Annotated in this window: 9 protein-coding genes and 1 pseudogene; 3 read left to right on the top strand and 7 right to left on the bottom strand. The window is 70.4% G+C overall.

Annotated elements, in window-relative coordinates; all coding sequences use genetic code 11:
* Positions 1-457 (bottom strand): annotated as a pseudogene (locus ACAM49_RS30320) (ABC transporter substrate-binding protein); the annotation flags it as partial.
* Positions 458-646: 189 nt separating this feature from the next.
* Between ACAM49_RS30320 and ACAM49_RS30315 the strand changes: the two are divergent.
* The 3 genes from ACAM49_RS30315 to ACAM49_RS30305 all read left to right on the top strand — a co-directional run bounded on the left by ACAM49_RS30315 (position 647) and on the right by ACAM49_RS30305 (position 5,642).
* Positions 647-1,744: an AMP-binding protein gene (locus ACAM49_RS30315; protein WP_369638979.1), complete on the top strand. Its 1,098-nt coding sequence runs from the start codon at positions 647-649 to the stop codon at positions 1,742-1,744.
* A gap of 474 nt (positions 1,745-2,218) precedes the next feature.
* Positions 2,219-3,526 carry a glycosyltransferase family 4 protein gene (locus ACAM49_RS30310; RefSeq protein ID WP_369638980.1) on the top strand — a complete coding sequence of 436 codons (1,308 nt, stop codon included), beginning with the start codon at positions 2,219-2,221 and terminating at the stop codon, positions 3,524-3,526.
* Positions 3,516-5,642: a glycogen debranching N-terminal domain-containing protein gene (locus ACAM49_RS30305; RefSeq protein ID WP_369638978.1), complete on the top strand. Its 2,127-nt coding sequence runs from the start codon at positions 3,516-3,518 to the stop codon at positions 5,640-5,642. The genes ACAM49_RS30310 and ACAM49_RS30305 overlap by 11 nt, the downstream gene beginning before the upstream one ends.
* On the opposite strand, the gene ACAM49_RS30300 is transcribed toward ACAM49_RS30305, so the two are convergent.
* The 6 genes from ACAM49_RS30300 to ACAM49_RS30275 all read right to left on the bottom strand — a co-directional run.
* Complete coding sequence (locus tag ACAM49_RS30300) at positions 5,639-6,403, bottom strand: ABC transporter permease (RefSeq protein ID WP_369638977.1); 765 nt, start codon at positions 6,401-6,403, stop codon at positions 5,639-5,641. The two genes, ACAM49_RS30305 and ACAM49_RS30300, sit on opposite strands and share 4 nt — an antisense overlap.
* Positions 6,400-7,179, bottom strand: a complete 780-nt coding sequence (locus ACAM49_RS30295) for an ABC transporter permease (RefSeq protein ID WP_369638976.1) — start codon at positions 7,177-7,179, stop codon at positions 6,400-6,402. Before ACAM49_RS30295 ends, ACAM49_RS30300 begins: the two co-directional genes overlap by 4 nt.
* Positions 7,176-8,150: an ATP-binding cassette domain-containing protein gene (locus tag ACAM49_RS30290; RefSeq protein ID WP_369638975.1), complete on the bottom strand. Its 975-nt coding sequence runs from the start codon at positions 8,148-8,150 to the stop codon at positions 7,176-7,178. Before ACAM49_RS30290 ends, ACAM49_RS30295 begins: the two co-directional genes overlap by 4 nt.
* A 23-nt stretch (positions 8,151-8,173) precedes the next feature.
* Positions 8,174-12,757 (bottom strand): amino acid adenylation domain-containing protein, encoded by a 4,584-nt coding sequence (locus ACAM49_RS30285; RefSeq protein ID WP_369638974.1) that lies wholly within the window; start codon positions 12,755-12,757, stop codon positions 8,174-8,176.
* A gap of 11 nt (positions 12,758-12,768) precedes the next feature.
* Positions 12,769-18,600: an amino acid adenylation domain-containing protein gene (locus ACAM49_RS30280; RefSeq protein ID WP_369638973.1), complete on the bottom strand. Its 5,832-nt coding sequence runs from the start codon at positions 18,598-18,600 to the stop codon at positions 12,769-12,771.
* A gap of 34 nt (positions 18,601-18,634) precedes the next feature.
* Positions 18,635-20,364: beta-ketoacyl reductase (locus ACAM49_RS30275; RefSeq protein ID WP_369638972.1), on the bottom strand; the 1,730-nt coding region annotated here is incomplete at its 5' end.

The following is a 20,364-nucleotide window of genomic DNA, read 5'->3' as shown; positions in this document are numbered from 1 at the left end:
GGGTGGGGGCGACCTTGGAGAGGTCGGCGTAGGTTTTGGCGTCGCCGATGAAGGGGTCGGCGAGGATCAGGTCGGGGTTGAGGGCGGCCACCTGTTCGGCGAGGTTGCCGGTGGTTTGGAGGGCCTTGGAGGCGGAGAGGGCCTGGGGTTCCCAGAGGGGCGCGCCCTTGGAGAGGACGGCGATGTTGTCGATGTAGCCGACCGGGGTGACGCCGAGGGCCTGGGCGGTGTCGAGCCACTGGTTGCCCAGGGCGACGATGCGGGTCGGGGTGCCGGTCACGGTGGTCTGGCCGAGGGCGTGGGTGATGGTCACCGGTTCGCCGCCGCCCGCCGCGGTGTCGTCACCGGAGGAGCCGCAGGCGGTCAGGCCGACCGCGAGCACACCCGCGAGCGCTGCGAGGGCGGCGCGCAGGCGGGTCGATCGCCCGCCGCGCGGCATCGAGAACGCCGACTTCATCGTGACTCTCCTGTCTGCCGAGGCCCGACCGCACGGCCGAGCGGTAGGTGAGCCTAGCCTAATTCGATCGGGACCCGGCGATCGTTGTCGCCGATTCGATCCCGGGAGGGGTGGCCTATCGTGCTCTCCGTCGATTAGGTTAGGGTTGCATAAGTTAGAACCCGGGGGTTTGGAACGATGGAGCGTGCGGTGCCGGAAATCTTGTCCGCCGTCGAGCGTCACCGGCTGGTGGACGAATGGGCCAACGGCGTCGAACTGTACGACGTGCCGTCGGTCTCCATGCTCATCGAATGCGGCCGCCGCGTGCCGTCGCTGCGGACCGCCGTGCGCTGCGGCGGCCACATCCTCACCTACGCCGAACTCTACGAACGCCTCGACGGCGGCGTCACCGGAACCGCCGGACCCACCCTCGACGATCTGGCCCGAGTGCTGTGCGATATCGCCGCCGCGGCCGAATTCGGCGCGGTGCTGGCCGAATTGGGGCCGCACGGCACCGGCCTGAAGCCGGTCGCCGTCGCCGCGGCCGCCGACGACCGCCGCGCGGTGGCCGCCGATCAGCGGGCCTGCTCCATCGATCGCGCCTACGGTTCCCCCGATGTGCGCCTGCTGGCCACCCGCTGGGACACCACCGACGCCGCGGTGGAACTCCTCGCCGCCCTGGCCGACGGCGCGACCCTGGTGCTGGCCACCGCCGCGCAGCGCACCGACGCCGCCGCGCTGGCCGAGCTCATCGCCCTGAGCGCCCCGACCCACGTGGTGGCCGACACCGGCACGCTGGCGGGTCTGGCCTTCCTGCCCTCCCCCGCGCTGCCCACCGTGCGCCGCTGGGATGTCTTCGGAAACGACTGCCCGACAGCGCTTTCCGAGCTGCTGCGGGAGCTGGCCCCGGGTTCCTGCGCCGGATTCGCCTACACCACACCGGAATACGCCGGAGTGGCGGCGCGCGGTCCGCTGGACGGCTCCGGCCGGGTGCGGCCGATCCCGGGCGCGCGGCTGCTGGTGCTGGACGAGTCGCTACGACTGGTACCACCCGGTCGGTCCGGGCGGGTGTATGTCGGCGGTGCGGCGCTGGCGCTCGAACTGCACGGTTCCGCAGAGGGTTTCGTCGATGATCCGTTCGTGCCGGGCGGTCGGCTGGTGCGCACGGACGTACACGGCGGTTGGACGGCCGAGGGCTGGCTGGTCCTCGACATGATCGAATCCGCCGCTCCCGCGACGCTCGCCAACTCGACCGACCGGTCGAAAGCAACGGATTTCACCACGGAAGGCGGCTACGCCGCGGCCTGAGGAATCGGACCCGATGCCTCGATTTGCAACCTTCGCACCGAGCTTTGTGCGCGGCAATCTCCGAACAATTCCGATCCGCACTATTAGTGAGATCTGCGGCGATATTGTGGTATCACCCAATTGGCCGCCGAGCGCGATGACGCCTCGGGGTGCCCACGGCCCTCGGTCGCACCGGGCCGGGCACCAGCCGGCGCGACGATCACCAGGCGTTCAACTCGGAGCGTGCTGACGACACCGCTCGACCTTCTCGACAGCCCCCAGACCCGGGCAACGGGTGAGCCGAGTGGATGCCGTGCGGCACCAGCGCTTTCGATCCCCTCCGGATCCGGCCCAGGGTCGGCGTCCCACTATCCGGGCGTCGACGGTTGTGTCCCGAGAAGGAGGGCCGCCATGAGCGCGCACATCCCACTGCCCGTTCCGGCTACTGCCACTGTCGAATTCCCATCGAGCGAGCGCAATCGGCTGCGCATCGCCATGGTGGTGCCACCGTATTTCGATATCCCGCCCAAGGCCTACGGCGGGGTGGAGGCGGTGGTGGCGGATCTGGTGGACGCGCTGGTGGAGCGCGGGCATCGGGTGACGCTGCTGGGCGCGGGCGTGAACGGCACCAAGGGCGAGTTCGAATCGCTGTGGGATCGTGCGCAATCCGAACGACTGGGCGATCCATTCCCGGAGGTGGTGCACGCGCTGAAGGCGCGCCGTGCGCTGGAGCGGCTGGCGGCAACCGAGGGCCTGGACCTGGTCCACGATCACACCTTCGCGGGTCCGCTCAATATGCCGGTTTCCCGCGAACTCGGCCTGCCGACCGTGGTGACCGTGCACGGCCCGGTGGACGGCGACCCCTATATCTACTACCGCGAGCTCGGCGACGACGCGCACCTGGTGGCGATCAGCGACCGCCAGCGGTCCCTGGCCCCCGACCTGAACTGGGTGGGCCGGGTGCACAACGCATTGCGGGTGGAGGATTGGCCCTTCCAGACCGAGAAGCACGACTACGCTCTGTTCCTGGGCCGGTTCACCGCGGACAAGGCGCCGCACCTGGCGCTGGAGGCCGCGCATACGGCGGGGCTACCGCTGATCCTGGCGGGCAAGTGCGCCGAACCGCCCGAGGTGCGCTATTTCGAGAGTGCGGTGCGGCCGTTGCTCACCGAACACGATCACATGTTCGGGATGGCCGATGCGACGGCCAAGCGTGAATTGCTTTCGCGGGCAAGGTGTCTGGTGTTCCCGGTGCAATGGGAGGAACCGTTCGGCATGGTCATGATCGAGGCGATGGTGTGCGGGACGCCGGTGGTGGCGTTGCGCGGCGGCGCCGTGGCCGAGGTGATCGTGGACGGTGTCACCGGTCGCGTCTGCGACGATCCGGCTGAGCTGCCCGCGGCCATCAAGGAAGTCCAGGACTACGATCCCCACGCCATGCGCGCCCATGTGGCCGCGCATTTCGGCGCGGACACCCTGGGCGGCGGCTACGAGGAGATCTATCGCCGCGTGGTCCGCGAGCACCGGCCGCGCCGGACCGGGCGGATCACCATCCACACCTGGGGTTCGGCGCCCACGCACCAGACCGCGGCGGCGCCCGTCCGCGCGGCGGGTACCGGGCCGGGCCGGGCGACGGCGTCCACGGTGACGGCCCGCGGCACCTCGCATACCGGGCATCCAGACGCCTTGACCGGCGGCGAGCTGACGCCGGGCCGTAAACCTGTGTCCGACAGTGCTTCCACTCCGAAGGCGACGTCGCGACGGCGGCGCGTGCCCCGGCGAAAGGGTCTACATGAACAGTGACGCTCCGAGCGCGCTCAATACCGGCGAGCCCAGTGTGGGCGGCGGCTACGGCGGCGCGATCACCCTGGTGGAGGGCAGCACCTTCTGCCTGTCGGACCATCGGGGCGATGTCGAACCGGGGACGCCGTACGGCTTGTTCTTCCGGGACGCGCGGGTGCTGTCGCGCTGGGAGTTGCGACTGGACGGGCAGCGGCCGGAGCCGCTGTCGGTATTGAGTCCGGAGGCGTTCACCGCCCGCTTCATACTGCGCCGGCCTCCCCGGGCCGGCGCAGCGGACAGTACGGTTCTGATAGTGCGGGAACGGCTGGTGGCCGACGGGCTGCGGGAGACCATCACCGTGGAGAACCTGGGCCGCGAGACCACCGCCGTGGATCTGCAATTGCAGGTGGACGCGGATTTTCTGGATCTGTTCGCGGTCAAGGAGGGGCGCACCGGTTCGACGCGCGCCGAGGTGACCGTGGCGGATGTGGAACTGCTGCTCAACGATCGCTCCGATCGCGCCCGGGGCCTGGCGGTGTCGTCCTCGGAAACGCCGCTGGTGCTGCCGGGTTCGCTGTCCTGGCGGGCGGTGGTGCCCGCCGGGGGCAAGTGGCAGACCGAGATCGTGGCCCAGCCGACCATGGGCAATCAGCCGATCCACTCGCCGCTGCGGCCGGGCGAGCACTACGAGTCGAGTGCGCCCAGCCGCAAGCTCGCGGCCTGGCGCGATACCGCCACCAAGATCACCTCGGCGGATCCGCAGCTGGCGTGGGTGCTGGAGCGCACCGAAAGCGATCTGGGCGCCTTGCGAATTCACGACGACGCGCGCGGCGGCCGCCCGTTCGTGGCGGCGGGCGCGCCCTGGTTCATGACGCTGTTCGGCCGCGACTCACTGCTCACGGCGTGGATGGCGCTGCCGCTGGATGTCGGGCTGGCGGTCGGCACCATGCAGCAGCTGGCCGAGATGCAGGGCCAGCGCGAGGATCCCATGACCGAGGAGGAGCCGGGCCGCATCATGCACGAGATGCGGCGCGGACCCGCCAGCGGGCAGGTGCTGGGCGGCGAGACCTATTACGGAACCATCGACGCCACACCGCTTTTCGTCATGCTGCTGGCGCAGGCGCGGCGCTGGGGCGCGGACCCGGAGGCGGTGCAGGCGCTGCTGCCCGCCGCCGATGCCGCGCTGGCCTGGATCGCCGACTACGGCGACCGTGACGGCGACGGGTTCGTGGAGTATCGGCGCGCCACCGATCGCGGCCTGATCAATCAGGGCTGGAAGGACAGTTTCGACGGCATCAACGATGCGGCCGGGCACCTGCCGGAACCGCCGATCGCGCTGTGCGAGGTGCAGGGGTACGTGTACGCGGCGCTGCAGGCGCGGGCGGACCTGGCCGAGGAGTTCGGCGACACCACCACCGCCGGGCACCTGCGCGACCGGGCCGCGGAATTGCGCACCAAGTTCGCCGAGGCGTTCTGGCTGCCCGAAAAGGGTTGGTTCGCCGTGGCTTTGGACGGCAACAAGCGCCGGCTGGACGCGCTGACCAGCAATATCGGGCACTGCCTGTGGTCGGGCATCGTCACCGACGAGCACGCCGCCCTCGCCATCGGCAAACTGGCCTCATCGGAGATGAACAGCGGATTCGGTTTGCGCACGCTGGCTTCCACCATGGGCGCGTACAACCCGATGAGCTACCACAACGGTTCGGTCTGGCCGCACGACACCGCGATCGCCGTCGCGGGCCTGATGCGCTACCGCCACATTCCCGGCGCCCTGGACCTGGCCACCCGCCTGGCCGACGGTCTGCTCGACGCGGCGGGGGCCTTCGGCGGCCGACTGCCCGAATTGTTCTGCGGTTTCCCGCGATCCAAGTTCTCGGCCCCCGTCCCCTACCCCACCTCCTGCTCCCCGCAGGCGTGGGCCAGCGCGGCCCCGCTGCTGCTGGTGCGCTCCTTCCTGGGCCTGGAGCCCGATGTCCCGCACCGCACCCTGACCGTCCTGCCCCACCTCCCCAACCGCTGGGGCCGGGTGGAACTGACCGATCTGCGTCTGGGCGGCACGGTCATCGATCTGGCGGTGGAGGGCGATCAGGTGACCGCCAGCAATCTGCCCGACGACTGGCGGCTGGTCACCCACTAGCTCTGGGCGGCCGCGCGGATGCCCCGGACGGCGAGGGCGCCGAAAACCGCTGCGAGAGCGGCGGACCAGGCGAGGGTTTGCAGGACCGGGGCGGCGATGGGGCCGCCGAGGGTGAGGTTGCGCATGGCCTCGATGGCGCAGCTCATGGGCTGGGCCCGGACCACCGGCTGGAGCCAGGACGGGTAATTGTCCACGGGGACGAAGCCGGAGTTGAAGAACATGCCCAGCAGGGTGACGGCGGCGAAGAGCTGAACCACCTTGTCGCCCATGCGGCTGACGCCGACGGTGATGACCATGGTGGCGAAGCCGGGGATGATCAGGACCGGGATCAGGATGGAAGCGATCGCGGCCCAGATGCCCTGGTGGAAGCGCAGGCCCAGGGCCACGCCCAGCAGCACGATCACCAGTGTTCCGGCCAGGGTGCGGCCGCATTCCGCGAGGAGGCGGCCGAGCAGGCCGGACGAGCGGTGGACGGGCAGCACCCAGAAACGGCGCAGCAGACCGGATTCGCGTTCGGCGTGCAGGGACAGGCCGGTGCCCATCGCGCCGTACATGGCGCCGGTGATGGCGATCATGGGGACGAAGCCGTAGATCGCGTCCGCGCCGGAGGTGTTCGTGAGGATCTTGTCCAGCACCAGGGTGTACATGAGCAGCAGCAGGACGGGCAGGATGAGCGTGGAGGTGAGCACCTCCTGCTCGCGCGGCCAGCGGCGCATGAGGCGACCGGCCTCGACCAGGGTCTGATCCAGCAGGGTTTTCACGGACGCCGCCTTTCCACGAGCACCGACAGCGCGGTGAACAGCACGATCAGCCCTGCGCACCAGGCCACGGAAATGGCCACGGCCGTGGGGAATTCGCCGTCGGCGAGGCCGCGCAGGGCGGCGGCGACCTGGGAGACGGGCTGATTGCGCACGAAGGGCTGGATCCAGCCCGGGAACGCTTCGGCCGGGACGAAACCGGTGGAGAGCATGATCAGCAGCAGCTGCGGCGCCAGCAGCGCGGACGCGCCGATCTCGGGTTTGCCCGTGGCCACACCCAGGGTGTCCGCGCCGATCACGATCGCGGCGGCGAAAGCCAGTGCGAGCAGCAGGAATCCGAGCGCACCCGCCGCGTCGTGGAAGCGGAAGCCGAAGATGTGGCCGACCACCAGGGCACCCGCGATGGCGGCGAGGGCGCGAACCAGGTTCGCCGACATGCGCGCGGCCATGGGCAGCCAGGACCGAACGGGCATGGACCGAAGCCGGGTTCCCATGCCGCTGAAGGTGTCTCGCGCCGCACGGTCACCGGCCGACATGGCGGTGAAGAACATGCCCTGCACCACGATCACCGGCAGCAGGTATTGCGCGTAGTCGAGGCCGCCCGCCTCCATCGACTTGCGCAGCGGCACATAGAAGCACAGGAAGAAGATCATCGGCGCGGCGAACCCGAAGGGCAGATCGCCCTCGCGCAGCGCGGCACGAATGGTGCGGCCGCTCAGCGCCTTCCACTGAAGTCCGGCGGGCACGCGGAATTCCGCTCCTACCGTGTCGACGCTCATGCGCTGACCTCTTGCGGGCGGGTGAGCTCGATGAAGACCTCGTCCAGCGACGGGCGGCGCAGGGCGATGTCGATGAGATCGATGTTCGCGTCGTTGATCCGGCGCAGCACTTCGCCCAGGGTGGCGGCGCCGTCCGGGGCGGGAAGGGCGACGCGGTCGGCGGATTCGGCGACGGTGACCTCGCCCAGGCCCTGGAGGGCGGTGACGACGGCGGGGATGTCGGCCGCCTCGACCGGGACCACCTCGCAGTAGCTGGAACCGGAGCGGGCCTTGAGCTGGTCGGCGGTGCCTTCCGCGATCACCGTCCCCTTGTCGACGACGATGATGTTGTCGCTCAGGGCGTCGGCTTCCTCGAGGTACTGGGTGGTGAGCAGGATGGTGACACCCTGCTGCTTGAGGTCGCGCACCAGCGACCACAGGCTCTGGCGGCTGACCGGGTCGAGGCCGGTGGTGGGTTCGTCCAGGAACACCACCTTGGGCAATCGGACCAGGCCGCAGGCGATATCGATGCGGCGACGCATGCCACCCGAGTACTGGCCCACCCGCCGGTCGGCGGCCGCGGTCAGGTCGAAGCGTTCCAGCAGTTCGTTGGCGCGCAGCCGGGCCTGCTTGGGGCGCAGGCCCATCAGGCGGGCGAACAGGACCAGATTCTCACGGCCGGTGAGCACCTCGTCGAGCGCGGCGTACTGACCGGTCAGCATGATCGAGGCGCGCACCGCGTCGGGTTCGCGGACCACATCGTGCCCGGCCACCAGGGCGCGGCCGGAATCCGGGCGGACCAGGGTGGACAGCACCGAGACGGTGGTCGTCTTGCCCGCGCCGTTGGGGCCGAGCACGCCCAGCACGCTGCCCGCCGGGGCACGGAAGCTGATGCCGCGCAGGGCGTGCACCGCGCCGAAGGACTTCTCGACGGATTCGACGACAATGGCCGCGTCCGTGGTGGCTTGCGACACCGGGTTCTCCATCCTCATGTTCATTCGTTGCTGGTCCGGCGCTACGCGGGGCTGAGCGCGGCGTTGGCGGCGGTGAGCGCGGCCACGGCACGCTGCCAGATCTCGTCGAAGCGCCGGATCTCGGATTCGTCGAAAAGGGCTGCGCTCCAGCGGAACAGGGTCACCAGCTGCGACCCTTCTTCGCCGGGGTAGATCGCCGCGATCAGGTCGAGGGCGTAGCGCAGCGGCATATCCGGTTCGGGAGCGATCGGCAGCCGCTGATGCAGGGTCAGGTCGGTGACGGGCGCGAACGGCGTGTCGGTGCCGGTTCCCGCCGTCAGGTCCATGCGGCCCAGGAAGTCGAACAGCACCTGCGGTTCGGCCTCCGCCGTCAGTTCCGGCGCGGTGCCGCCGTAGCGCAGCGTGCCGTAGTCGAGACCCTTGTTCGGCACCATGTGCGCCTGGGCCGCAACGGTTTCCAGCAGCACGGTCGCGGCGGCCGGATCGGCCTCGGCCCGCGCCACGTCGATGCCGGACCCGGCGGCCAGGCGCAGCGGGTAGACGCTGGTGAACCAGCCGACGGTGCGGGAGGTGTCGGCCTCGGCGGCCACCCGGGCGTCCTCGCGGCCGTGGCCTTCCAGCGCCACGAGTGCGCCCGCGGAGGTGTCCTGGCCGCGTTCGGCACGCCAGGTGTTCAGCGTCAGAACCAGTGCGGTGAGCAGGAATTCGTGCAGTCCGGCGGCGCGGTCACCCTGGGTGGCCGCGAGAATGCCGCGGGTCGCGGCCGCGTCGGTGAACGAGGGGGTGATTCGGTACGAGTCCCAGGTGTCGGTGCGCGGGTCGGGGCGACGGCGGCCGAGCGGGGCGTCATCGCCCGCCAGCTGGGTGGCCCAGAACTCGCGCTGGGACTGCACATCGCGTCCGTCGGCACGGTCGGCGAGCAGCTGTCCCCATCGCCGGTACGACGTGGATTCCGTTGCGATGCTCGGTGTCTCGCCCGCCTCGACCTGCTGCCAGGCGTCGGCGAGGTCGCCGAGGATGATGTGCCAGGAGACGGGATCGACCGCGAGGTGGTGGGCCGTCAGCAGCAGGACATCACCCGAGGGCCGCTTGAACCGGACGGCCTGCAGCATGATCCCGGCGTCCGGGTCGATGCGGTCGATGGCCTCGCGGGATCGAACCTCCAGTGCCGCACCGAGATCGCCGTCGACGGTCACCTCGGTGAGCAGATCGGCGGCGCTGACAGCGCCAGGCTCCCGGGTGACCAGGTGCGGCCCGTCCTCAGTATGGGAGAGCTGGGCACGCAGCATGTCGTGGCCGTCGACCAGGGTCTGCAGGGTAGCTTCCAGTCGTGCGGTGTCGATTCCGCCGGGGAGCGTCACGAGGGTGGAGAGCGTGAGTCGCCGGTAGCCGCCGAACTCGTACATCCACCGCATGATCGGGGTGGCGGGCACCGGGCCGTATTCGGGTCCCGCTTCGGCCGCCGAATCTTGCTGTGCCGCCTTCACATCCACGGCCGCCGCGAGATCGCGCACGGTGGGGGTGGCCAGCACCATGGCCGGGGTGATCGGAAGTCCCGCGCGGCGGGCCTTGTCGACCAGGGAGATGGCGACAATGCTGTCGATGCCCATGGCCAGGAAGTCGTCGTCGATGCCGATGGTCCGGCCGCTCAGCACGGTGGCGAATGCCGCGCACAGCGCGCGCTCGGTGTCGGTCCGCGGCGCGGTGCCCGAACCCGATGCGCTGAGCAGGCTCGCGCCGGTGGCGGTCAGCGCGCGCACGTCGAGCTTTCCGTTGGGCGTGACCGGCAGTGCGGGCAGCGTGGCGATGCGGGCGGGCACCATGTACGCGGGCAGCTGCTCGGAAAGCCTCGCGCGCAAGGCGATTCCGTCGGCATTGTCCTCGGCCACCGCAAATCCGACCAGGGTCGGCCCGCTGGGCCGGGTGACCACCACGACGGCGGCTTCGCGGACGCCCGGCAGCCGCAGCAGCGCCGATTCGATATCGCCGATCTCGATGCGGTAGCCGCGGATCTTCACCTGATCGTCGGCCCGTCCCAGGTAGGCGATCTCACCGGAGGGCAACTGCCGCACCAGATCTCCGGTGCGATACATGCGGGTGCCGCTGCCGAACGGATCCGCGACGAAGCGGTCCGCGGTCTGCGCGGCCCGGCCGACATAGCCGCGGGTCAGCTGTGACCCGGACAGGTACAGCTCGCCGATCACGCCGCGCGGCACCGGCCGCAGCGCCGAATCGAGGACGCGGCCCGTCATCCGATCCACCGGACGGCCGATCACCGGCACGGCACCGGCCTGCGAAAGGTCTTCCATTCCGCCGGTGTTCACCGTGGCGACAACGGCTTCCACGGTGGTCTCGGTGGGCCCGTAGCAGTTGTAGACGGCCGTGGCGGGCAGCGAACGCAGCCGCTCCCACAGCGCGGGGCCGATGGCCTCGCCGCCGAGCGCCAGCACGGTCAGATGGTCGCCGTCGACCAGTCCGGCCGCCGAGAGCTGCGCGAACATGGACGGCGAGGTGTCGATCATGTCCACCCGGTGCCGGACGATGCCCTCGACCAGGCCCTGCGCGTCACGCATCTCGGTCTCGTCGAACAGGTGCACGGCATGCCCGTCCAGCAGGCCGATCATCGGCTGCCAGGAGGCGTCGAAGCTCAGCGACCAGGCGTGCGCGATGCGCAGCGCGCGGCCCAGGCGGGCGCGGGCCGGGCGGTAGACGCGGTCGCGGTGGTCGGTGAAGTAGGAGACCAGCGCGGCATGGGTGCCCATGACGCCCTTGGGCTCACCGGTCGAGCCGGAGGTGAAGATCAGGTAGGCGCAGGCCTGCGGGTGTATCTGGCGCGGCCACAGGATCGGCTGGGCGGCAATGCGTTCGGAGGTCTCGGCATCGTCGATGACCAGGAGCCGTTCGGTGTCCGAGGCCGCGTGCAGGATCGGCAGCGCCTCGCCGACGGTGACCGTCAGCACCGGTTCGGCCTGCCGCAGGATCGAGGCGATCCGGGCGGGCGGGGCCGAGATGTCCATGGGCACATAGGCCGCGCCCGCGTACAGCGTCGCCAGGATGGCGATGATCGATTCGGCGGAGCGTGGAAGCGCCAGGGCCACCACGGATTCCGGGCCGACGCCCTGCGCGGCGAGTTCCGCGGCCAGCCGTCCGGCCGCATCGCGCAGTTCACCATAGGTGTAGTCGGTGGTGGCCGTGCTCAATGCCGGTGCGTCGGGCGCGGATTCGACCTGCTCCAGGAACAGGTCGATCACCGTGTCCGAGACCGGTTGCGGGGCGGTCGACGTCGTGGTCAGTGCGGCGCGCTCGGCGGGTAGCAGGACGTCCAGCGCGTCGGGCGAGGAGTCGGCGTGGTCGGGGAGCTGGCGCAGCACCGAGAGGATGCGCGCGCCGATATCCGATACCGGCAGGTGCGGCAGCGCCTCGGCAATGGCTTCCAGCGCCACCACCAGGCGGTTGTCCTCCAGGTGCGAGACCACCGAAAGCGGGTAGTGCACCAGACTTTCCATGGCGACGGGCAGGAACCGGGTGCCGTTGCTCGTCACCATCGGGTCGGTGGCCGCGCCGATCGGGGCGTTCTCGAAGACGAACAGGACATCGAACAGCGGGCCGTGGCCCGCGGTGCGCTGGATCGCCGACATGCTCAGGTAGCCGGCGTCACGCATGGCGGCCTGTTCCCGCTGCAGGGTGCGGCACTGGTCGCGGACGGTGGCGGTGCGGTCCAGCACGACGCGGGCGGGGACTGTGTTGATGAACAGCCCGATCATGGTCTCCACGCCGGGGAGCGAATCGGGGCGGCCGGAGATGGTGGTGCCGTACACGAGATCACGGCGGTCGGTGAGCCGGGAAAGCACGACGGCCCAAGCGAATTGGATGGCGGTGCCTAGGGTCAGGCCGTTGGTTCGGGCCCACCGGGTGAGGCGCTGCGTCTCCTCCGGATCCAGGTAGTGCCGGGTGCGCCGGGGAATGACCGTGCCGACCGCGGCCGCGGTGGCGTCGGCGAGCATGAGCGGGCCCGACAGCGGGCTCAGGTAGTCGGCCCAGGCCCGTTCCGCGACGGCGGTGTCCTGGGCGGCGAGCCAGCCGATGTAGTCGCGGTACGGACGCGGGGCGGGCAGCGAATCCGCCACTCCCCCGGCCTCGTACACGGCGATGAGCTCGCGAAAGAAGACCGCGACCGCCCAGCCGTCCATGAGGATGTGGTGCGCGTTGAGGATCATGCGGCGACGGTCGCCGGGCAGGTTCACCAGGGTGACCCGCAGCGCGGGGCCCTTGCTCAGATCGAAGGCGAGTTCCCGATCGGCCGCCGCGATGGCATCGAATTCCTCAGCGCCGGCATCGATCTCGGTCCACGGCAGCTCCACCCAGGTGGGCACGATCTGCACCGGCTTGGGCAGATCCTGATCCCAGAACGCCGCCCGCAGATTCGGATGCCGTTCCAGCAGCACCTCGACACTGCGCCGCAGCACCGCCACATCCACCGGCCCGCCGATATCGATGACGAACTGCATCGTGTACAGGTCCACCCCGCCCGCCGCCATCCGGGCCAGCGAGAACAGCCCCTCCTGCAGCGGGCTCAGCGCCAGCACATCCTCGATCTCGGCGGGCTTCGACCGATCCACGGCCATCCGATCCCCTCTCACCGCGCACCCTTCCAGGCGGCGCCGAGCGCGGCCAGGGCGTCCTGATTCAGACCCGATGCGCTCATCGGCGCGTGACTGTGGGCATCCGCCACCGGAACCGCCTGCGGCTCAGGCGCTTCGACCGGCACGGCGCTGCCGAACGTGGCCGTCATCTCGGAGGCCGAAACCCCCGCCGCCGCAGCGATATCCGCGGCCGTCACGCCGGAGGCCAGCGCCCCATCGACCGCCTCCGCCAACTCGGTGACGGTCATGCACTCGAACACCAGCTGCGGCGAGAGCGGCAACCCAACCTCATTGGCCCGCACCGACCACTGAATCGAGACCACACTGTCCCCACCCAACGCGAAGAAGTTGTCCTCCCCACCAACCTCATCCAGCTCCAGCTCGAGCAGCTCGGCAAGAATGGTCCGCAACTGCAGCTCGGTATCCTTTCCGGCTGCGGCCGTGGCAGATTCGACAGCCCGCACGGTGGCGGCAGCCCGCGCCGCGGGCCGCTCCCGCTCGATGGCGAATTCGAGGTCGCCATGAATCGTCCAGCGCGCCCGGTCTCCCGTCGGCACCAGCTTCGCGCCCGCGGCAGCCGCGCCGACATGAACGGTGCCGACGACACCGGGCGGCACAGGCCGTTCATTGGCGTCGAGCACCAGCACGCGCGCACCGGCGGCCGGAGTCGCGTTGGCGGCTCCGGTGAGCGATCCCCGTGCCGCCACACCCGGGAATCCGGGGGCCACGTAGGCGTAGGCGGCCGTGGAGTCGGAGGAAAGAGCGGGCAATAGGTCGGGAAGTGCCGCGGGCCACTCGATTCCGAGCACCTCCCAGTGCCGCACCGACGGCAACATGGATACGCCGGTGTGCACGAAACGGGCAAGCGTGCCGGGATCGGCGGCGACCCGATCGGGCCGGTGCGTGGTGATCAGCTCGACCAACGCGGTCGGGTCCTGCCGCTGCGCGTCGTCGGCGATGATCACGGTCGCTCCGGATGCGAGGGCGGCCACCAACTCGACATTCAGCTCGGTGCTGCCCCACGGGGCCGCGACCAATCGAATCCGTGCCTCGCTGATACCCGCGTCGATCACGAGGCCCTCGACCACGGATCGATCGAGACGGTCGAGAAGCTCACCGTAGGTGAGCGTTTCGGCACCGTAATGCACGACCGCCCGATCGGCGGAAACGGCGCGGGCCCGATCCAGGACCGTGGCGACATCCGCCACCTCGGCCGCCCCGATCCCCCAGTCCTCGACCGCCCGCAGCTCCTGGGCGGGCATCACCTCGAGCTCGCTCAGCGCCAGGTCCGGGGTTTCGGCGAAGGCGGTGAGAACGCGGAGCATGCGCTGGGCCAGGAGGTTGGCGGTGGCGGGGTCGTAGAGGTCGGTGTTGACGATGACGCTGGCGTCGAAGCCGCCGTCGGGGGCGGCGAAGAAGTTGATGCTCAGGTCCAGGAGGGAGATGTCGAATTCGATGGGGAGGACGGAGAGTTCGGCTTCGCCGAGGCCCGCGTCGGCGGCGGCCCAGTCTTCCTCGCGGAAGTGCATCATGGCCTGGAAGAGCGGGTTTCGGGAGCGGGAGCGGGGCGGGTTGACCGCTTCGACGACGCGTTCCAGGGGGACGTCCTGGTTGGCGTACGCGCTCAGGGCGGTGGCCCGGGAACGGTCCAGGAGGGTGCGCAGGGTGGGGTCGCCGGAGAGGTCGTTGCGGAGGACGACCATGTTGGCGAGGAGGCCGACCAGGTCGGCGGCGACCGGGTAGGAGCGGCCCGCGACCGGAGTGCCGAGCGGAATGTCTTCGCCCGCACCGAGTTTGTGCAGCAGGGTGACGACCGCGGCCTGGTAGAGCATGAACTCCGAGGCGCCCGCGGATTCGGCCAGGGCCTTCAGGCGGCGGCGCAGGCCCGCCGGGACGCTGAACGCGGTCACGCTGCCGCTCTTGCCGAGGACGGCCGGGCGGGGATGGTCGTGGGCCGGGTTGATCTCGTCGGGCAGCCCGGCGAGGGTGTCGCGCCAGTAGTCGACGCGTTCCTGGTCCGCGGACACCAGTTCGCGCTGCCAGAGCGCGAAGTCGGCGTAGTCGAGGGCCAGCGGCTCCCAGTTCGGGGCGATGCCGGAGTCGATGCGGCTGCGGTAGGCGGTGGCCAGGTCGGCCAGGATGGTGCGGAAGGACCAGTGGTCGGCGACCATGTGGTGCACCAGCAGCGAGATGGCGTGCGCGGACTTGCCGAGCACGAAGACCTTGGGGCGCACCAGCAGTTCCGATTCGACCGCGAAGCAGTATTCGGCCGCCTCGGCCAGTTCTGCGGGCAGGCGGTCGGGGTCGTCGAGGACGGTGACCAGCACGTCGATCGGCCCGGCCGGGAGCACCGACTGATACGGCACGCCGCCGTCCTCGGGGAAGACGGTGCGCAGCGCCTCGTGCCGGGCCACCACGTCACCCAGTGCGGCGGCCAGGGCGGTGAGGTCGAGCGGACCGTCGACGCGCATGGCGAACGGGATATTGCCGACCGGGCTCGGCCCCTCCAGCTTGCGCTGGAACCACATAGCCAGCTGCGAGAAGGACAGCGGAACCCGGTCCGGCCGTTCGCGTTTCGCCAGGTTCGGGGTCTCGGCGCGCACCTCGGCGGCCGGTGCGCGGTCGATCAGCGCGGCCAGGCCCGCGACGGTCGGGGTGTCGAACGGGGCGCGGACGTCGAGTTCGACGCCGAACTCCTTGCGGATCACCACGATCAGGCGGGTCGCCAGCAGCGAGTGCCCGCCGAGCTCGAAGAACGAGTCGTCCGCGCCCACCCGGTCGCGACCGAACAGCTGCCCGAACAGGGCGGCCAGCCGAATCTCGGTGTCGGTGGCCGGTTCCCGGTAGTCGCGCACGGCGGCGCGGGTCGGGGCGGGCAGGGCACGCTTGTCCAGCTTGCCGTGCACGGTCAGCGGGATCTCGTCGATGACCGCGAAGGCGGCGGGCACCATGTAATCCGGCAGGGTGGCGGCGGCGTGCGCGCGCACCTGCTCGGTGTCCACGATCGCACCGGCCGCGGGCACCACGTAGGCCGCGAGCATGGCTCCGACGGCGGGGTCCTCGGTGGCGATCACCACGCAGTGGCCCACATCGGGATGGCTGCCGATGACCGCCTCCACCTCGCCGAGCTCGATGCGGAAGCCGCGCACCTTCACCTGTTCGTCGGCGCGGCCCACGAATTCGATCTCGCCGTCGGCATTGCGGCGGGCCAGGTCACCGGTGCGGTAGAGGCGGCCGCCGGGTGCACCGTTGCGGTCGCCGAACGGATCGGCCACGAAGCGTTCCGCGCTCAGGCCCGCGCGATTGAGGTAGCCGCGCGCCAATTGCTCGCCGCCCAGGTAGATTTCGCCGACCACACCGGTTGGGACCAGCTGCAGCGCCTCGTCGAGCAGGTACACGAACACATTCCGGTTCGGCGTGCCGATCGGGACGATGCGGGTGCCCTGCGGGCCCACCACGTCCTGGTGGGTCGCGCACACCACGGCCTCGGTGGGCCCGTAGTGGTTGCGCAGCTCCGCGTCGAAGATGCCCGCGAACTTGTCGGCCACCTCGCCCGGCAGCGCCTCACCGCCGACCGGGACGTGGCGCAGCGCCCGCCACTGGCTCACCTCCGGCAGCAGCAGGAAGGTGCTGAGCATGGACGGCACCATGTGCAGCACGGTGACGCCGCAGCGGGTGATGATCTCGGCGACGTACGGGATGTCGCGGAAGGCATCGGGTTTCGGGACGACCAGGCGCGCACCGGCGGTGAAGGTGACGAAGATGTCCAGCAGGGAGGCGTCGAAGCTGACCGAAGAGGACTGCAGCAGCCGGTCTTCGGCGGTCATGCCCCATTCGGCGACGAAGCCGTCGAGGTGTTCGGCGATCGCGCCGTGCGGGACCGGGACGCCCTTGGGCTTGCCGGTCGAACCCGAGGTGTAGATGACGTAGGCCAGATTGCCGGGGCGCAGGGCACGCAGCCGGTCGGCGTCGGACGGGTCGTGGTCAGGCAGGTCGGCGGCCGACAGTTCGGCGGCGTCGAGTTCGACGCGACCCAGCACCAGACGCGGGCGAGCGTCCTCGACCAAGTAGTCGATGCGGTCGTCCGGGTAGGCCGGATCGATGGGCAGGTAGGCCGCGCCGGACTTGAGCACGGCCAGCATGCCGACCACGAACTCCACCGAGTTGGACAGGCGCAGGCCGACCAGGTCCTCGGTGCCCAGGCCCCGGCCGATCAGCCAGTGCGCCAGGCGATTCGCGCGGCGGTTGAGATCGGCGTAGGTGAGTTCCACACCGTGGTCGGGGGCGACCACGGCAATGGCCTCGGGGGCGGCGGCGACGCGGTCCTGGAACAGGTCCACCATGGTGGCGGCCGGGGTGTCGACCAGGGGTCCGCGCGAGAGTTCGAGAATGCGCGCGGCATCGGCGGCGCCGAGGATGTCCAGGTCGCCGATGCGCTTGCCGGGCTCGTCCAGGGCCGCGCCGAGCAGCTGCGCGTAGTGGGCCAGCAGTTGGTCGACCAATCCGCCGTCCAGCCGGTCGATCTGGTATTCGGCCTCCAGGTACGCGCCGGTCGGCTCCAGCACGACGGCCAGGCTCAGCGGCAGCTGGGTCACCGGGCTGCCGAGGTCGAGCAGGGTGGCCTCGATCCCGTCGAGGGCGAAGCCGTCGGCGCTCTTGCGGACGCTGAAGCCCAGCCGGACCAGCTGGTCCAGGCCGTCCTTGCCGCCGAGGCGGTCCGGATTGGCCTCGCGGACAACGCGATCGATGCCGACGCTCTGGTGCGCGAACGCGCCGAGGCAGGTGTCGCGGACGGCATCGGTGAAGACGGCGAAGCTGTCGCGCGGGGTGAGGGTGGCGCGCAGCAGCAGGGTGTTGCCGAAGTAGCCGATCAGCGATTCGGCAATGGCATTGCGGCGCACCGTGACCGGGACCGAGACCAGGAAGTCGCCGGCGGCGGTGTAGCGGTGCACGACGGCCTCGTAGGCGGCCAGCAGCACCATGAACGGGGTCGCCGAGCGGTCACGGGCGAAGGCGTCCACCCGGTGCATGAGATCGGCGGACAGGGCGAGCGTGCGGCGCTCGGCCTTGCGGGAGGCGGAATCGGCCGACTTGCCCGGCAATTCGAGCGCCTCGGGCAGGGGGCGGAGGGCTCCGCGCCAGTAGTCGAGATCGGAGTCCGATGCGGTGGTGTCGACATCGAAGACCTCGACATCGGCGAATTGACCCGGGAGCGAGGCGAGTTCGCCGCCACGGTAGGCCGTATTGAGCTCACCGAAGAACACACCCCAGGAGTCGTCGTCCCAGCAGATGTGGTGGGCGACGAGGATCAGGGCGAACTCCTCGGCCGCGAGACGCACCAGGGTCAGGCGCAGCGGCGACTCCGCCGACAGGTCGAAGGCGCGGCCGAACTCCCTGCGCGCCAGCACTTCCAGGCGACGCGACCGGCTCGCCTCGGGCAGCTCGGTCAGGTCGTGGGTCTCCCAGCCTGGAGCGAGATCCGCGCGGGCGATCTGGTACGGCTCACCGTCCTCACCGAGACCGTAGGTGGTGCGCAGGATGTCGTGGCGAGCCGCCACCGCGTCGACCGCGGCGTGGAATCGCTCGGCATCCACCGACCCCGAAAGCCGGTAGGCCACACAGATATTGAGCGTAGTGTCCGCCGGGTCGCGGGTCTGCAGGAACCACATGCGCCGCTGCCCGTCCGAGAGCGGGTGCCGCTCCCCCGCCGCGGCGCGCGGCTTCGGGGCGGGCGTGGCGGCCGCCGCGGCGACACCGCTTTCGGCTATCCGCCGGCGCAGCAGCTCCTTGCGGCGCTCCAGCAGGGTCTTGGCATCGTTCGCCATGTCTCGTCTCGCTCCTGAAAGTATGTCGTCCGACTTACGCCTGGCTGCCGGCCATCAACCGGACGACATCGTCCAGCGACGCGCCGCCCAGAATCGCCGCCACCGGCAGATCCCGGTTCAGCTCCACCTGCACCCGCTTGCGGAAGTCCAAGGCCTGCAACGAATCCAACCCGAGCGCCACCAGCGGCACGGAAGCATCGAAGGCATCGTTCTCCGCGCCCATGACCTTCCCCAGCTGCCGCCGCACCTGCTCGGCCAGATTCCCGGAACCGACCGTGGCGGCGGGCGATTCCGCCACGACCGCGGCGGCCTGCGCGACCGGATCGGGGGTGTCGTCGCCGCGCAGCGGGGCCGGTCCGGCCTGCGGTGCCGCCGTGTCTTCGACGGCCGCGGCGGCTACCACATCGTCGAGCAGCGGGCCCTGGCCGATGGCGGCCATGAGGGCTTGAACGTCGTTCCAGTCGGCTGCGGCGACCAAGCGGTTCTCCGTGCCGGAATGGTCTGCGTGCTCGGCGAAACCGAGTTCCAGCGCGTCGGCCGCACGCATCGGCGTGACACCGGCGGCTTGGACGGGTCCGGTGCCGACCGCATGCAGCGGGCCTTCCAGATCCCACAGCCCCCACTGCATGGCGACCGCGTCGATGCCCTGGGCGCGCAGGCGGCGGGCCAGGACGTCGAGCATGCGGTTGACGGTGGCGTAGAGGATCTGGCCGCGGCCGCCGAAAGTGGCTGCGGCCGAGGAGCACAGGATGATCCGGCATTCGGTGGTCCGAGGCCACAGGTTCAGCATGTTCTCGGCGCCGTAGATCTTGGAACCGGCCATCTCCCGGAAATTCTCGGCAGTGACGTCGGCCAGTTCGGCGCGCACGTAGTTGACGCCCGCGTGCACGATGACGGTGGCCGGAATCTGTTGCCGCTCGGCCAGTTCCCGCACAGCGGTCTCGTCCACGACATCGCAGGATTCGACGACGATTTCCGTATCGCCCAGCGCTCGGATCGGGCGCAGGCGGCGGGTCACCGCATCGGTCTCGCCCGAGCGGCTGAGCAGGGTGACGCGGCGTGCACCGCTGCGGACGTAGTGGGCGCAGAATTCCACGCCCAGCGTGCCGGTGCCGCCGATGATCACGACGTGCGCCAGATCGGCGTCCGGTACCGGAACTCGCTGTGCGGCATCGATTTCCAGGCGCTTGGCGTACACCGCGCCGTCGCGCAGCGCGAGCTCCGGCTCGTTCTTGACGTGCACCGCGCGGACCAGCGCCGCCGCCTGGCTCGCATCCGACTGCCCGGCGGCCAGATCCACGCGGCGGAAGGAGATGCCGAGCGATTCCATCCCCAGGCATCGATAGCCCGCGGTCACCGCGCCCTGGAACAGGTGCGGGGCCGGATCGTCGGCGGTGATCTGCTCGCCACCGACGGTCACCAGCCAGCAGTTGGTGACGCCGGCCAACTCCGGCAGCCACGACGGCTCGGAGAAGAACGCGGCGGCCTCCTCGACGGCGGCCGAGGCCTCCATCTCCGGCAGTTCCGGCAGCAGGATCACCACGGTGTCGTAAGAGCCCGCGGCAGCGTCGGTTTCGCTGTTCAGAACTCGAGCCGAACCACCGTGATTGTGGGCGGCGGTGCACAGCGCCGCGGCCAGCTCGGGGTTGCGGCCGGTGTGGTCGACGACCAGCAGGTCGCGCGGCGGGACCAGGGAGCGCTTGTCGAGGCGGATCCAGTTCTCCGCCAGGCGGTGCGGGCGGCGGTGGGTGGGCTCCGGGGTCG

The organism is Nocardia sp. JMUB6875 (assembly GCF_041154655.1).
Classification (GTDB): domain Bacteria; phylum Actinomycetota; class Actinomycetes; order Mycobacteriales; family Mycobacteriaceae; genus Nocardia.
Note: the sequence above shows the minus strand (reverse complement) of the source record. Positions and strands in the feature narration are given on the sequence as shown.

Bases quoted from the DNA above. Each gene is read 5' to 3' on its own strand.
- ACAM49_RS30310 (WP_369638980.1), top strand. From the start codon at position 2,219: ATGGTGGTGCCACCGTATTTCGATATCCCGCCCAAGGCCTACGGCGGG.
- ACAM49_RS30305 (WP_369638978.1), top strand. From the start codon at position 3,516: ATGAACAGTGACGCTCCGAGCGCGCTCAATACCGGCGAGCCCAGTGTG.
- ACAM49_RS30295 (WP_369638976.1), bottom strand. From the start codon at position 7,179: ATGAGCGTCGACACGGTAGGAGCGGAATTCCGCGTGCCCGCCGGACTT.
- ACAM49_RS30290 (WP_369638975.1), bottom strand. From the start codon at position 8,150: ATGAGGATGGAGAACCCGGTGTCGCAAGCCACCACGGACGCGGCCATT.
- ACAM49_RS30285 (WP_369638974.1), bottom strand. From the start codon at position 12,757: ATGGCCGTGGATCGGTCGAAGCCCGCCGAGATCGAGGATGTGCTGGCG.
- ACAM49_RS30280 (WP_369638973.1), bottom strand. From the start codon at position 18,600: ATGGCGAACGATGCCAAGACCCTGCTGGAGCGCCGCAAGGAGCTGCTG.